14 protein-coding genes and 2 tRNA genes are annotated in these 13,883 nt (G+C 31.4%); 7 read left to right on the top strand and 9 right to left on the bottom strand.

Annotation, left to right across the window (positions count from 1 at the left end; translation table 11 throughout):
• Positions 1-5: 5 nt before the first annotated feature.
• Positions 6-79: transfer RNA gene (locus EU92_RS06200), tRNA-Arg, on the bottom strand.
• On the opposite strand from EU92_RS06200, the gene recF reads away from it, so the two are divergent.
• Together recF and speD are read left to right on the top strand one after the other, a co-directional pair.
• Entirely contained in the window at positions 74-1,249 is a 1,176-nt protein-coding gene (gene recF, locus EU92_RS06205; RefSeq protein WP_241432556.1) for a DNA replication/repair protein RecF, read from the top strand. The two genes, EU92_RS06200 and recF, sit on opposite strands and share 6 nt — an antisense overlap.
• Before the next feature lie 51 nt (positions 1,250-1,300).
• Positions 1,301-1,735, top strand: a complete 435-nt coding sequence (gene speD / locus EU92_RS06210; protein WP_032513731.1) for an adenosylmethionine decarboxylase — start codon at positions 1,301-1,303, stop codon at positions 1,733-1,735.
• A gap of 10 nt (positions 1,736-1,745) precedes the next feature.
• Here the strand turns inward: speD and larE are convergent, their stop codons facing one another.
• On the bottom strand, positions 1,746-2,570 hold the full coding sequence (gene larE, locus EU92_RS06215; protein ID WP_032513733.1) for an ATP-dependent sacrificial sulfur transferase LarE: 825 nt from the start codon (positions 2,568-2,570) through the stop codon (positions 1,746-1,748).
• A 108-nt stretch (positions 2,571-2,678) separates the two neighbouring features.
• On the opposite strand from larE, the gene EU92_RS06220 reads away from it, so the two are divergent.
• Complete coding sequence (locus EU92_RS06220; protein WP_032513734.1) at positions 2,679-3,839, top strand: cob(I)yrinic acid a,c-diamide adenosyltransferase; 1,161 nt, start codon at positions 2,679-2,681, stop codon at positions 3,837-3,839.
• Here EU92_RS06220 and EU92_RS06225 read toward each other — a convergent pair.
• Positions 3,836-5,005 (bottom strand): ThiF family adenylyltransferase, encoded by a 1,170-nt coding sequence (locus tag EU92_RS06225; RefSeq protein WP_032513735.1) that lies wholly within the window; start codon positions 5,003-5,005, stop codon positions 3,836-3,838. The two genes, EU92_RS06220 and EU92_RS06225, sit on opposite strands and share 4 nt — an antisense overlap.
• A 288-nt stretch (positions 5,006-5,293) precedes the next feature.
• Here EU92_RS06225 and EU92_RS06230 point away from each other — a divergent pair, with 288 nt between their 5' ends.
• A complete protein-coding gene (locus EU92_RS06230) occupies positions 5,294-5,659 on the top strand; it encodes a CAAD domain-containing protein (RefSeq protein WP_032513816.1) in 366 nt (121 codons plus the stop codon).
• 7 nt (positions 5,660-5,666) lie between these two features.
• Here the strand turns inward: EU92_RS06230 and EU92_RS06235 are convergent, their stop codons facing one another.
• The gene (locus tag EU92_RS06235) at positions 5,667-6,545 is read right to left on the bottom strand and encodes a fructosamine kinase family protein (protein ID WP_032513737.1); all 879 of its coding nucleotides are present in this window, start codon (positions 6,543-6,545) and stop codon (positions 5,667-5,669) included.
• 4 nt (positions 6,546-6,549) lie between these two features.
• Between EU92_RS06235 and crtD the strand changes: the two genes are divergently transcribed.
• Positions 6,550-8,055, top strand: a complete 1,506-nt coding sequence (crtD, locus tag EU92_RS06240; protein ID WP_032513817.1) for a C-3',4' desaturase CrtD — start codon at positions 6,550-6,552, stop codon at positions 8,053-8,055.
• On the opposite strand, the gene EU92_RS06245 is transcribed toward crtD, so the two are convergent.
• Positions 8,045-8,884, bottom strand: a complete 840-nt coding sequence (locus EU92_RS06245; RefSeq protein WP_032513740.1) for a prephenate/arogenate dehydrogenase — start codon at positions 8,882-8,884, stop codon at positions 8,045-8,047. The genes crtD and EU92_RS06245 overlap by 11 nt on opposite strands.
• Before the next feature lie 93 nt (positions 8,885-8,977).
• On the opposite strand from EU92_RS06245, the gene EU92_RS06250 reads away from it, so the two are divergent.
• Positions 8,978-10,426 carry a DNA helicase gene (locus tag EU92_RS06250; RefSeq protein WP_032513741.1) on the top strand — a complete coding sequence of 483 codons (1,449 nt, stop codon included), beginning with the start codon at positions 8,978-8,980 and terminating at the stop codon, positions 10,424-10,426.
• Between the two features lie 29 nt (positions 10,427-10,455).
• Positions 10,456-10,701, top strand: a complete 246-nt coding sequence (locus EU92_RS06255) for a DUF2839 domain-containing protein (protein WP_032513742.1) — start codon at positions 10,456-10,458, stop codon at positions 10,699-10,701.
• A gap of 2 nt (positions 10,702-10,703) precedes the next feature.
• Here the strand turns inward: EU92_RS06255 and recA are convergent, their stop codons facing one another.
• The 4 genes from recA to EU92_RS06275 all read right to left on the bottom strand — a co-directional run bounded on the left by recA (position 10,704) and on the right by EU92_RS06275 (position 13,877).
• On the bottom strand, positions 10,704-11,801 hold the full coding sequence (recA, locus tag EU92_RS06260; RefSeq protein ID WP_032513743.1) for a recombinase RecA: 1,098 nt from the start codon (positions 11,799-11,801) through the stop codon (positions 10,704-10,706).
• Between the two features lie 112 nt (positions 11,802-11,913).
• Positions 11,914-12,687 (bottom strand): HAD family hydrolase, encoded by a 774-nt coding sequence (locus EU92_RS06265; RefSeq protein ID WP_032513818.1) that lies wholly within the window; start codon positions 12,685-12,687, stop codon positions 11,914-11,916.
• Positions 12,688-12,703: 16 nt separating this feature from the next.
• A tRNA-Gln gene (locus tag EU92_RS06270) sits at positions 12,704-12,775 on the bottom strand.
• 97 nt (positions 12,776-12,872) lie between these two features.
• Entirely contained in the window at positions 12,873-13,877 is a 1,005-nt protein-coding gene (locus EU92_RS06275; protein ID WP_032513744.1) for an LdpA C-terminal domain-containing domain, read from the bottom strand.
• Positions 13,878-13,883: the final 6 nt, after the last annotated feature.

The raw sequence follows: 13,883 nt of genomic DNA, 5'->3' as shown, positions 1-13,883 counted from the left end.
CTTTACGAGCATGGAGGGATTCGAACCCCCGACTCTCAGAACCGGAATCTGATGCTCTATCCAACTGAGCTACATGCCCTTTAAATTTTTCAATTTCTTTAAAGACAATCTAAATATACTAAATTTAGCTAATTTAATTAATGAATGCATAAATAAAATTTTTTTAAATAAATTAAAAATTAAGAATTTTCGGAACCATAAAAGTTTTGAAATTGATCTAAAAGAGCAAAGAGCAATTGTTCTCGGTTGTAATGGTATTGGCAAGTCAAATTTACTTGAATCGATTGAATTTATAAGTCAATTAAAATCCAATAGAGCATTAAGTGATAAAGATTTAATAGAAAATGATAGTGATATGGCTGTAGTTTTTGGACAAATAGATTTTAGAGATGATTTAAAATTAAATTTATTTCGAAAAGGCCCGAAAAGAATTTATGTCAATGAATCAATTCTGAAAAAGCAGAGTGAAATCAAGAATTATATTCGAAGCGTTTGTTTCTGTTCTAATGATATAGATATTGTTAGAAGTGAACCCAATTATCGAAGAATATGGATTGATAAAGTTGTATCTCAGCTCGAACCAGTATATTTAGACTTGATAAGTAGATTTAACAGGCTGTTAAAACAAAGAAGTCATTTTTGGCGTTCAGAAAGCTTCTCAAGAAAACAATCTTCAGACATTGTTGAAAGCTTTGATATACAAATGTCAATAATAAGTACAAGAATTTTTAGGCGCAGAAGAAGGGCTTTATTAAAAATAAAACCATATGTTGAGTACTGGCACAATCACTTAAGCAAATCTAAAGAGCAAATAGGTATCAATTATCTTTCAGGGATACAAAATATAAGTCCTGAAGAAGAAGAAGAAGAAGTTATCAGTAAGAAAATAGCAGAACAACTGTTCAATCAGCGTTCAATCGAAGCTTTGACTGGTAAATGTAATTTTGGACCTCATCGTGATGATATTGAATTTCTAATTAATAATATTTCAGTTAGAAAATATGGTTCATCCGGCCAGCAAAGAACTTTTATCTTGGCTTTAAAAATGGCTGAACTTGATTTATTGAGTAAAACATTAAATGTTCCTCCAATACTAATATTGGATGATGTATTGGCGGAACTAGATATAACTAGACAAAATTTGTTACTTAATTCTGTTGGCAAAGATAGTCAATGTTTTATAAGTGCTACACATCTAGATAAATTTAATCAGTCCTTCTTAGGTTCTTCACAAATGATTCACTTATAATCTTAAAAGTTACGATTATTAGCTAGTCTTATATTTATATAAATTTCTTTAATGGAAGTCCCAAAAAAAAATCAAGCTTTAAGTTCACTTAGTAATGACAAAAAATTAAGTCATCAAAGTAAACACCTTTTGTTGGAACTTTATAGATGTGATTATGAGAAGTTAAATGATGAATCCTTTTTGCGTTGTACATTAAACAGAGCTGCCAAATTAGCACAGGCAACAGTTCTGAATTTGATAAGTAATAAATTTGAACCTCAGGGAGTTACGGCAATTGCACTATTGGCTGAATCTCATATTTCAATACATACTTGGCCTGAATCTAATTATTCTGCAGTCGATATCTTTACATGTGGTCAAAATATGTTGCCAGAAATTGGAGGTCAATATTTAATTGAAGCGTTGAATGCTGAAGAACATTTTTTGCGTGTTATTGAGCGAAATCCTCCTGCAGCTGTACTTAAAGAGATGAGAACGGTTGTTTAACTAGCAGTATTCATCTATTTAATTTGCCGCTTATTAGCCCTTCAAGATCTAAACTTGTGCAATTAAATCCTAAATTAGAAAAATATTGAACTAATTCATTAATATTGTATTTTTTAAAAAAATGTTTTAATTCATCTTTAGGAATTTCTATTCTTGCAGTTGATCCCTGGCATCTAACTCTGACATCTGATAACCCACCATCTCTTAGGAATTGTTCTGCTTTCTCAACCATTTTTAGTCTCTCACTAGTTATTTCATGACCATAAGGAAATCTTGATGACAAGCAAGGTTGTGCTGGTTTATCCCACCAAGGAAAACCTAATGCTCTTGATACATCCCTAATATCTTTTTTTGAAAATTTAAATTTTGCAAGCGGAGATATTACTCCTGCCTTTTTTGCGGCTTCTATGCCTGGTCTATAATCTTTAAGATCATCTAGATTTACTCCATCTAAAACAATCTTGTAATTGAGTTTTTTAGATAAATAAGTTGTATGTTTGTGAAGCTCTTTTTTGCAAGCAAAGCATCTATCTTTCGGATTTTTGTTGTAACTTAATTGGTCTAATTCTGATGTTTTAATTTCTAAATGCTTTATGCCAATCCATTTTGCTTGAATTTTTGCTTCTTCACGAAGTGTATTAGCTAATGCTGGTGAAATACCAGTAATTGCTATAGCTTTGTCACCTAATTGCTCGAATGCTAATGATGTAACCAATGTACTATCTACTCCCCCTGAATAAGCAATACAAACACTATCAAGATTCTTAATGTATCTTCTGATTGTATAAAGCTTTTCACTTTGTTCATCAGATAGAATTTCTAGTTGATTGAACATGCTAATTACTTTAAAATTTTAATTACCTATGAATAGAATGAATTTATTATTAAATTTTTAATAATATTCTTAACTATATCCTAGATTAAATTTATTCACCTTGTTCAATTGACGAATACAAGTAGAAATAGAGGAATTGGAATTGTTACAGCAAGTGACAGTAAAGAAAGATTAAAAGGGCAATTACATATTTATGATGGAGATGGGAAAGGTAAAAGTCAGGCTGCTTTGGGTGTTGTGCTGAGGACAATAGGATTAGGAATTTGTGAAAAAAGACAGTCGAGAGTCCTGCTTCTAAGATTTTTAAAGGGTCCTGAAAGGCCATATGATGAAGATTCGGCTATAGAGGCCTTACAAAGAGGATTCCCACACTTAATTGACCACGTAAGGACAGGAAGATCTGAATTCTTTACTGCTGATCAGGTGACAAAGTTTGATATTGGCGAGGCTGAGAGAGGGTGGAATATTGCTAAAGGAGCAATTGCAAGTTCTCTTTATTCTGTTGTTGTATTAGATGAGCTTAATCCTGTTCTTGATCTAGGAATGCTTGATATCAAAGAAGTAGTTGATTCTCTTCAAAATCGTCCCGATGGATTGGAAATAATTATTACTGGAAGGGCAGCACCTGCTTCTTTGGTAAGAATATCGCAACTCCACTCAGAAATGAGATCGCGTTTAAGAGGAGACTTATCAAAACTTACAGGACAAAAAAAGTTTAGTGGTGGAATTGAGATTTATACAGGCGAAGGAAAAGGTAAATCCACAAGTGCACTTGGCAAGGCTCTTCAAGCTATTGGAAAAGGAATATCTCAAGATAAAAGTCATAGAGTTTTAATATTGCAATGGTTAAAAGGTGGGAATGGTTATACCGAAGATGCGGCCATAGAAGCTTTGAGAGAGAGTTATCCACATTTGGTAGATCATTTGAGATCTGGCAGAGATGCGATTGTTTGGAGAGGTCAGCAACAACCAATTGATTACGTTGAGGCTGAAAGAGCATGGGAAATTGCTAAAGCTGCAATTTTGAGTGGTTTATATAAAACAATTATTTTGGATGAATTAAATCCAACTGTTGATTTAGAGCTGCTACCCGTGGAATCAATACATCAAACGCTCTTAAAAAAACCAGCAGAAACAGAGGTTGTTATTACTGGAAGATGCAAAAATCAACCTTCATACTTTGAACTCGCTGATGTTTACTCTGAGATGGTCTGTCATAAGCATTATGCAAATGTTGGAGTTGATTTGAAAAAAGGTGTAGATTACTAATTATCCTTAAGAATATTAATTGGATAATATTTTTTTACTTTTTCAATGCCACCCTCAATTGATCTTGATTTGATTTTGTATTTAGACAAGATTTTTGAAGCTTTTTCAGAACGTTTACCCGATTTACAAACTGTTATCACTTCTTTAAGTAAACTTTCTTTTTGAATAAATTCTAAGTCAGATTCTTTTTTTAAATGACTTAAAGGAATGGATATAGAACCCTCTATTGCAGAATTAGAAAATTCTTCATTTTCCCTCACATCTATTAAAAGAATTTTGTTGGGTTTTGCTTTGTATAACGTATAAAAATCATTAGCATTTATTCTTTTGATTTCACTATTGTTCTCAGAACATTCATCATCACTATAAAATTCAACAAATTGAGAAAGATTCTTTATTCGCTTATTTAAGTGATCACTTTTAAGATTTAATTTTTTCATAATCATATTCAATAGATCAAAAACTAAAATTTTTCCATCTAAAATTTCACCTTTTTTTAAAATGATTTTGATAATCTCATTCACTTGAAAAATTCCTATTAAACCTGTTGAAACTCCTATAATTCCATATTCTGCACAACTAGGGATAACATTTTGTAAAGGTGATTCTGGAAGCAAATCTCTTAAGTTAGGACTATTTTTATGCAGATTGAAAACACTCACTTGCCCTTCAAAGCCTTGTACACTTCCAAAGACTAGAGGTTTATTTAGTATCAGGCACGCATCATTGACCAAATATCTAGTACCAAAGTTATCTGAGCAATCACAAATAACATCAAATTCTCGAATTATTACTAGGGCATTGTCTGAGGTGATTCTTTTATCAAAAGTAAATATCTCAATATTAGGATTGAGCCTTTTTATTCGTTCTCTAGCGGAATCAATTTTTAAATGACCGATTGTATTTGTTTCATGAACTATTTGTCTTTGAAGATTAGATTTCTCTACATGATCATTATCAACTATTCCAATTTTTCCAATACCTGTTGCTGCTAGATAAATTAATACTGAAGATCCTAGGCCTCCTGCTCCTATGCATAAGACTGAGCTGTTTTTAAGTTTTAGTTGGCCTTCGTTTCCTATCTCTTTAAGTGTTAAGTGTTTTTGGTATCTTTCTTGTTCATCTGCATTTAAGAAATTAAATTTGATATCTTTTGAGAATGTCATTCTTAATTTCGAAAAATAATCTATATGAAGGTATGATAATTTAAATAAAAAATTCTACCTTTTTAAGGTTTGCTATTTGTGGGATTTATTAATGTTTTTGTTAGAGAGAGATAATATTGGAAATTATTCATAAATACAATTTCATCAAAAATATATTCAAAATAGATGTATATCAATACATCTAAAAAAATACAAAATGTTTCGGTTCGGAATTACTCACGACAAAAGGGTAGCGAATAGACGATTTTTCCGTTATTGTCTGGTTCATATATTGAGATTACTGATTTCATGGGTGATAATACACCAGAGTCAAATCAAGACTCCGGCTCCGCTACAAGCTCAGAAACTAAAAGCTTTTCAGAGAAGTATTCTGATGTTATGGGAAAAGTCAATGAAACACTTGGAAATGTTGATTGGACCCAGATGGGTAAATATGGCAAGGCTGCAGGTATTATTGCTGTTGTTGTTATTGCTCAAATAATTATAAAAGTTGTTATCGACACAATTAATTTTTTTCCAATTCTGCCTGGTCTTCTAGAACTTCTTGGAGTTATAGTTGTTGGGCAATGGAGTTGGCAGAATCTCCGTACTAGCGAAAATCGTGAAGCTGTTCTAGAAAAAGTTCAAAATCTTAAAAAGACATACTTAGGATAGTTGAAAATTACATATTAAGTATTACCTTTACGTAATCTTTGACTTGATTAAAGTATGATCCGCCGAACATATTGGCATGATTAAGTATGTGATAAAAATTATAAATAATAATTCTTTTTTCAAAACCTTTTTTGATGGGAAATATTTTATGATACTCTTCATAAAATTCTTGTCTAAAACCTCCAAATAATTTTGTCATAGCTATATCAACTTCATTATCTGCCCACCATGATGCTGGGTCAAATATCACTCCCTTTCCACTTTTGTCTATTCCAACATTTCCTGACCATAAATCACCATGAACAAGAGTATTTATTGGTTTATGATTCAACAATTCTGATTGAATTTTTTCTTTAACTTTATTTATGGTTTCTTTGTCTAAGATATTTGAATTAAGAAATGATAATTGAGGTATTATTCGTAATTTTAAAAAACAATCTATCCAATTTTTCTCCCAGCCTTTCTTTTGATCTGTTATTCCAATAAAACCCGGAACCGGATAACCAAACATTTCTGGATTAGACTCACTTGAATTTAAGTGCATTTCTCCTAAACCTTTCCCAAGTTTTTTTTGATCAAAGTTTTGCATATCTACCCATTCAATTAAAAGGATTTCAATATTTTTAATATTTTTATATGCAATAACTTTTGGAATAATTACGTTTCTTTGATCGGTATATTCTCTCAAATTTTGAAGACAATATTTTTCAAATTCAAGAAATTTTTTGTTTCTATCGTTTCTTTTAAGAAATAATTTTTTGTTTGCGAATTCTAATTGCCATGTACTATGAATATCTCCCCCATGAACTTTTTCTATACTTTTTGGATAAGCCTCACCTAATTCATTACAAATTTCGTTAACTTCAGTGGAGGATAATTTTTGCATTTCAATGAGAAAGTCTGAAGTTGTTGTTGTTGGTGCTGGTATAGCGGGACTAACCTCTGCAGCAATCTTATCAAAAAAAGGCTTATCAGTTACCTTAATAGAATCGCATACTCAACCAGGAGGCTGTGCAGGCACCTTTGCAAGAAATAATTATATTTTTGATGTTGGCGCAACTCAAGTTGCAGGATTAGAGAAAGGAGGAATACATTCAAGAATTTTTGATTTTTTGGGAATTCCATCTCCTGAAGCCACTATTTTAGACCCTGCTTGCATTGTTGATTTAAATGATGGCGGTAAGCCAATACCTATTTGGTATGAAAAAAGTAAATGGATTGCCGAACAAGAAATGCAATTTCCAGGAAGTCGAAGATTTTGGAAACTTTGTAGTCTCATACATCAAAGTAATTGGATATTTGCTAGTAAAAATCCAGTATTGCCTATAAATAATTTTTGGGATTTTTCTCAACTGCTTAAAGCACTAGTTCCGTCAAATTTTGTCACAGGTATTTTACTTAAATCTACTATTTTTGATTTATTGCGTATATGTGGATTATCCAATAATGAGCGCTTGATTAAATTCTTAAATCTCCAATTAAAACTCTATTCTCAAGAAGATGTTTATAATACTGCGGCACTATATGGTTCTACTGTTCTTCAGATGTGTCAAGAGCCACATGGTCTGTGGCATTTAAAAAAATCTATGCAGTCTTTAAGTGAATCATTAGAAATTTCATTGCGGAAAACTGGAGTAAATCTAATTTTTGGACAAAAAGTTAATTCTTTAAATTTTGATGACCTAAATATGTGTTGGGAAATATCTGCTAATTCGAAAAAAAATTCTTTTGTTTACCAAGCAAAAGATTTGATTTATACCGCCCCTCCACAATCTTTACTAGAGCATTTGAAGGAACCTTTAAACAGAAAGCAAAGCTATAAAGATCGACTTATTAATTTGCCTGATCCAAGTGGCGCTGTAGTTTTTTATTCAGCATTAAAAAAAGAACATATTAAAAATATTTCTTCCAATCATTATCAATTTGTTTCGGATGAATTTGGTTCATTATTTGTATCAATTAGCGAAGATGGTGATGGAAGAGCACCAAAAGGTGAAGTTACCCTGATAGCAAGTATTTTCACTAAGACAAAAGATTGGTTTAATTTAGATAAACAAACTTATTTAAAGATAAAAAAAGATTTCCTGCAAAAAATATCGCTTGAATTGGAACGTCAATTTAATATCGTTTCTGAAAATTGGTTACATAGGGAATTGGCGACTCCATTAGGATTTGAAAAATGGACAAATAGACCTAAAGGAATAGTTGGTGGTCTCGGTCAAAATCCAGATATTTTCGGTTTATTTGGATTAGCAAGTAGGACTCCTTTTAAAGGCTTATGGTTATGTGGGGATTCAATTTATCCAGGCGAGGGAACTGCGGGGGTTAGTCAGTCTGCATTAATGGTTTCAAAGCAAATTTTAGCTTCTAGAGGGATTGATAATTTTAATCTATAAAATTTTCTCTGATTTTTTTTGATGCAGAAAGTTTTTTGGAAAGTGACTCCCAATTTTTTTCTTTTATAAGAGATTCCAATTCATTCAGATTATTTTTAAAATTATCTATAGAATTTAAAATATTTTCCTGATTATTCATAGCTAAATCTAGGCCTAATTGAACATTGCCGCCGCCAACTCTCGAAGTATCGGCAAATCCTGTGGCTGCCAGTTTTTGTGTTAGATCTAATAAAGATTGGTTATTTTTATTATGTACAGTTTTTATTAGTGCAGAAGCTAAAAATATGGGCAAATGAGAAATTAGGGATACTGCTTTATCATGATCTTTTGGGGAGGATTGGCAAATTTTGCAATCCATTGATTTGATTAGCTTGGAAAGAGTTCTGACTGCATTTAAATCGCTGTTTTTTGTAGGTGTAATAATCCATTTTGCATTTTTAAAAAGACCTGCGAAACCTGAATCAACTCCTTTTTTTTCTGTTCCGGCCATTGGATGTGATCCAATAAATAAAGGATGTAAATTTTCCCATGTATTTATTATTGGTTCTTTAATAGAACCTACGTCAGTTACTATAGTTTCTTTTGGTATTGAGGCTACTAATTGCCGAGATGGATTGATTAAATCTTTTATAGGCAATGCCAAAATTATAAGCTCACATTCTTTTAATATGCTCAGATTACAGCTAACAAAATTTGCAAGCTTTTTTTCTTTCGCTTTTTTTTCGTTAAATTCATTATTTGCTATTCCATAAATTGTATGGTTTAAACTTTGTAGTGTTAATCCTAATGATCCGCCAATTAGACCTAATCCTACTATTCCAATTTTCATAGATTGCTTAATTCGAGTCTTTTTTTATTGATACCAATTTTTGTATATTAGAATCATAAAGGTTGTTTGTATTGGAAATTACATAAATTATAAATGCTTGAAATTTTAAGTCATCAATATTTGAAAAGATTTCTTAGAGACCAAAGCATAAATTGGGATCATATCTATTCTTTCGGGAGAATAATTTCTAAGTGTATTGAAAATGACTCTACATATCTAGTGAATTCAGAAATTTTCTCTACCCACGATTGGTTATCTCCAATTCTAATTTCTCTTTTTTTAAAAGAAGAAAATTCCACTTTTATTTTATCGGAAAAAAAAATTCATTTTATAAAAAAATTCCAGATTAATTTATTAAAAAATCTAGGATTCAGTTTTATTTTAAAAAATGACCACTTTGTTTTTACAAATCATCGAGTTCGCTTGATAACAATTGAAGATTTTCTTAATCAGCCTGATTCTCTTATTCTTAGCAATCATCGAATAGTTCTCTCTGGAATTGAGGATATTAAACAAGATCTAAAAAATCATTTTAGGATTGATTTAATAAAAAAAGATTGGATAAAAAATTTTAATGAATTTGAGTCTTCAAATAAAAAATTTATTGATATCTATGATTTATTTAAGAAAAAGTTTTTCATGAGAAAGGGTTTAGGAAAAAGTTATGTAAATTTAGATGAAAAAGAAATTAGTCTTTTATTAAATTTTTTTCATGAAAATGCTACTTTTTCTGATAAATTTTTAAGCGTTAACAAAGCATTATCTCAAGGCTGGGCATGTTGGGCAGAGCTTAACGATAAAAATTTAGATTGGAATCTATGCTTGCAGCCAATTGACGAACTGTTTCAAATTAAGGAACTTCTTTCTAATAATAAATTTGTTTTTTTATCAGCTTTGAGAAAAGACAATTTTTTCCAAATGTATCTTAAAAAGCAAAGTTTAGATATTGATTTGGTTATTAATTTTAAAAGTAATTTTCAAGAAAAAAAAATCTCATTATATATGCCCACCAAACAGTTGCTCCCCAATAATCCTCTTTTTATAAATTCAATATTAGATAAATGCAAAAAATTAATACTTTTTAGAAAGGGTTTAACTTTAGTTTTGTCTGATGATATTGATTTGAAAACTAACGTGGCTACAGAATTAGCTTCTATGCATGGGAAGAGGGTTCTACTAGAGACAATTCCCATTCGCAATAATGAAATTCTTTGCTCTAGTTTTGATTGGTGGATTAAGAATTCTTATTTAATACAAATTCCAGAACAAATTATTATTCCTTTACTACCAATTCCGACTATGTCAGAGCCTATTAATCTAATTACAGTTTCTCATAACAAGAAACTTTCTCAAGATTGGTTTAGAGAATTCTTTCTTCCTCAAGCTAGATTAAAACTAGAAAGATCTATTTCACCTTTAAGAAGAAATTCAGGTAAATTAATAATCTTAGACGGTAGAGCAAATAAAAGAAACTGGGGAAGATTACTTTTGCAAGGCATTCAACCTTCAAAAGAAATTAACTATGTGCTACCTTTTGATTAGAGTATGATCCTGTAAATAACTTATGGAATATGGGAGAAGCAAAAAGACGTAAAGCAATTGGTTTACCTCCAAAACAAAATAATAATAAAACTAAATTGGATGAGTCCCCAAGATTATTTAAATGGCTCCCTTTAACAATTAATCAAAGAGATAGCCTAATTCAATTAAGTATTAAAGCAAGCTGGTTTGGAATTGGAGGTTTAGTGATTTTATGGATTGTAGTTAGATTTATAGGTCCTGCTGCTGGTTGGTGGACTTTGGCTGATTCGTTATAAAACTAAGCTACTGTTTTAATATCATTAACAGCGGGTGTATTAGCAGGATTGTTATTTAATGCTTTCATTGAATTAGAGCTAACTTCAGTTCCTTCTGTTAATTTCTCTTTAACCATAGATTCTATTTTATTTCTAATTTCTAAGCTTTGATCAAGCCAAATAATTGTATTATCTCTTCCCTGTCCAATATTTTCCCCTTCATAACTATACCAAGCGCCTCTCCTTATTATAATATTAGTCTCTTCTGCTAAATCCAATAAACATCCTGTCGTACTAATACCCTTTCCGAAGAGGATATCAAACTCTGCAATTCTAAATGGAGGCGCAACCTTATTTTTTGCTACTTTCACTTTTGCTCTTATGCCGTATTCTTCTGTCCCTCTTTTAAGAGTTTGAATTCTTCTGATATCAAGTCTCACTGAGGCATAAAATTTTAATGCATTTCCTCCTGTGGTTGTTTCTGGATTGCCGTATGTAACGCCGATTTTTAGGCGTAATTGATTCAGGAATATTACTGTACATCCAGATTTACCAATATTCCCGGTTATTTTTCTCATTGCTTGACTCATTAACCTTGCTTGGCTTCCAATTACATGATCTCCCATTTCTCCCTCTATCTCGGCTCTTGGAGTTAGTGCTGCTACTGAGTCAACAACGACGAGATCTACTGCACTCGATCTTATAAGCTGGTCAACTATTTCTAGAGCCATTTCACCTGTATCTGGTTGTGAAACTAACAAATTTTCAACATCAACCCCTAGCGAGGCTGCATAAACTGGATCAAGTGCATGCTCAGCATCTACAAATGCAGCTACTCCGCCATTTTTTTGGACTTCTGCTATCGCGTGAAGAGTCAATGTAGTTTTCCCTGAACTTTCTGGTCCGTATACTTCTACTACTCTTCCTTTTGGATAGCCTCCTCCTAAGGCTAAATCTAATGTTAGTGCCCCTGTAGATATTGTTTCTACTTTCATTCTTGATGCATCGCCAAGTCTCATTATTGATCCTCGTCCGAAATTTCTTTCTATTTGACCCAAGACTAGACTTAAAGCTTTGTCTTTTTCTGTCGATTCAGTTTTTTTCTTTTCTTCAAGATTCATTGTTTGATTTATCAATTAAAGTTCTTGTAATTATTCTAAATTTGGAAAATTTTATTTAAACCAAACTTCATAAATACAAATCATAGTACATCCGTACTCTAGCTGAACATCTTTAATTTGCAAGTAAATGCTTTAGATTATCTAATTTTAATAATTTGATTTCATTAGTTAAGTTATATCTATCTGAATTTTTTAAATATCCCCAATCTGCAAGGAAGCATGGAATATGAGAAGTCGCTGAATTTTGTTTAATGTCAACTAGAGTTTTTTTTCTATCTTCTATGAATCCTAAAATTTCATAAGCTTCATTAAATTCTTCAGCTATTTTTATTTTTGTTCCGGATTCATAACCAAAAATAAATTCTGGAAAAATATTTAATTGCTTAAGAATTTTTTCTGCAAATATTCTGCCTTTTGTTGTTATTACTCCGGTTTTTATTTCTCTTTTATGCAATTCTTCCAAAAAGTTTATAACTTCAAGGAATGGATTGTGTAAGTTAACCCATTTTTCAAAATCTTTATCAATTTGGTAGTTGCGAGACTCATCCAATATTTTCTGTAAATCTTCAGCAATCCAGGAATTATCTTTTAATATTCTTTGGCAATTTTGATTATATTTATTAATGAAATCACCTTTATAAAATTTTAATGAATTTTCTGGTTTTATAATTTCGTGAACTATTAGAACCATTTCCCAACCATATTTAACCCAAGGCCTAATCTCTTTGAAGGTATTTGGAACTTTTTTATATAGTTTTTGATCAACCTTGATGTTCGGTGAGATTAAATATTTTTCACAGGCCAACAAAGAACTATGCCAATATTCATTCATTCCATCAACTATTACTCCATCAAAATCAAATAGAAATACTTTTTGATCAGACACTGATTGAATATTAGAACTGGGCCGCTAGGATTCGAACCTAGGAATGTCGAGACCAAAACCCGATGCCTTACCACTTGGCGACGGCCCAATGATTTTCTATTTTAATACATGAAAAGATTTTTTTCTATCAAATAAATACAAAGTTTTTATAAACAAAGAGCAGGTTTTAAAAAATAAAAATATTATTAGAATTCGCTCATTTTCCATGGCTCTAGGAATTTCTGAGCTTTTTTGATTGCAAAAGCCATCCTTTCAGGATCCTCGTAGAGTTTTTTATTATTTTTGTGAGCAAATTCAATAAGGGGCTGCATAATTTTTCTTGCAGAACTTCCAAATGCTATTCCATCTGGGAGATTATTTGACTTTAAAAATTCATGAGTTTTTTCATTTGTCCCTCCTGCTAGTTGAATTAATCCTGGTGGAAGATCTGAACCGATTCTTTCAAACAATTTAACTGCATCTTTACTTGTAGTTGGAGCAAGATCGCCAGACATTGGTCTTCCATCTAGCTGCCAAATAAGGGGAATATTAAGATCATTAAGAATTTCATATCTTTCCCAAAGAGCTTTTAAAAGATCTTCGGGATCTTGCGATTTTTCTTTCGATTGATTTAATCCACAACTGATAGATATCTTTTCCAATCTCGTTTCAGAACTTTTAAGGATATCTGCAACTTTGGCAAAAGCATCTATGCGATTTATTTCTGTATGAATCTCTACTGCATCAGGCTTTATTTTTTGAAGTGTTGATGCTAAATCATCTTTTGACAAATTATATTCATATTCACTAATTAGATTTAGGGGACAACTATTTATACATCTTCCACACCCATAACATTTACTCTCTTTGATACCAAAATTATCAATTGCAAAGGTGGGGCATACTTTTTCACACGGTCTTGGACAATGTGGAGGGCACTTTATTGGATCAAATTTTGCTTTGCGAAAGTGGATATCATTACCATCACTAATGCTTATCATTAATCCGGGAGAATTTTTAAAGATTTCTTTTGCCCACTCGATCCCTTTTTTTGCTGCATGAACTATAGATTCCTCAGCGGCAACATCTATATAATCGACACCAGCTGCTGTATAAATTGCACATAAATCTTCAATAGCAACAATATCTTCATTACTTGCCCCACAAATTAATTTAATCCATTTATCTTTTTTATTTTTAGTTTTAATCAATCAATT

Source organism: Prochlorococcus marinus str. MIT 9107, assembly GCF_000759855.1.
GTDB classification, from domain to species: domain Bacteria; phylum Cyanobacteriota; class Cyanobacteriia; order PCC-6307; family Cyanobiaceae; genus Prochlorococcus_A; species Prochlorococcus_A marinus_N.
The sequence above is the reverse complement of the archived record's forward strand: the minus strand, read 5'-3'. Positions and strand labels throughout refer to the sequence as shown.

Coding starts and splice junctions, on each gene's coding strand:
- recF (WP_241432556.1), top strand. CDS start 74: ATGCCCTTTAAATTTTTCAATTTCTTTAAAGACAATCTAAATATACTA.
- speD (WP_032513731.1), top strand. CDS start 1,301: ATGGAAGTCCCAAAAAAAAATCAAGCTTTAAGTTCACTTAGTAATGAC.
- larE (WP_032513733.1), bottom strand. CDS start 2,570: ATGTTCAATCAACTAGAAATTCTATCTGATGAACAAAGTGAAAAGCTT.
- EU92_RS06225 (WP_032513735.1), bottom strand. CDS start 5,005: ATGACATTCTCAAAAGATATCAAATTTAATTTCTTAAATGCAGATGAA.
- EU92_RS06230 (WP_032513816.1), top strand. CDS start 5,294: ATGGGTGATAATACACCAGAGTCAAATCAAGACTCCGGCTCCGCTACA.
- EU92_RS06235 (WP_032513737.1), bottom strand. CDS start 6,545: ATGCAAAAATTATCCTCCACTGAAGTTAACGAAATTTGTAATGAATTA.
- crtD (WP_032513817.1), top strand. CDS start 6,550: ATGAGAAAGTCTGAAGTTGTTGTTGTTGGTGCTGGTATAGCGGGACTA.
- EU92_RS06245 (WP_032513740.1), bottom strand. CDS start 8,884: ATGAAAATTGGAATAGTAGGATTAGGTCTAATTGGCGGATCATTAGGA.
- EU92_RS06250 (WP_032513741.1), top strand. CDS start 8,978: ATGCTTGAAATTTTAAGTCATCAATATTTGAAAAGATTTCTTAGAGAC.
- EU92_RS06255 (WP_032513742.1), top strand. CDS start 10,456: ATGGGAGAAGCAAAAAGACGTAAAGCAATTGGTTTACCTCCAAAACAA.
- recA (WP_032513743.1), bottom strand. CDS start 11,801: ATGAATCTTGAAGAAAAGAAAAAAACTGAATCGACAGAAAAAGACAAA.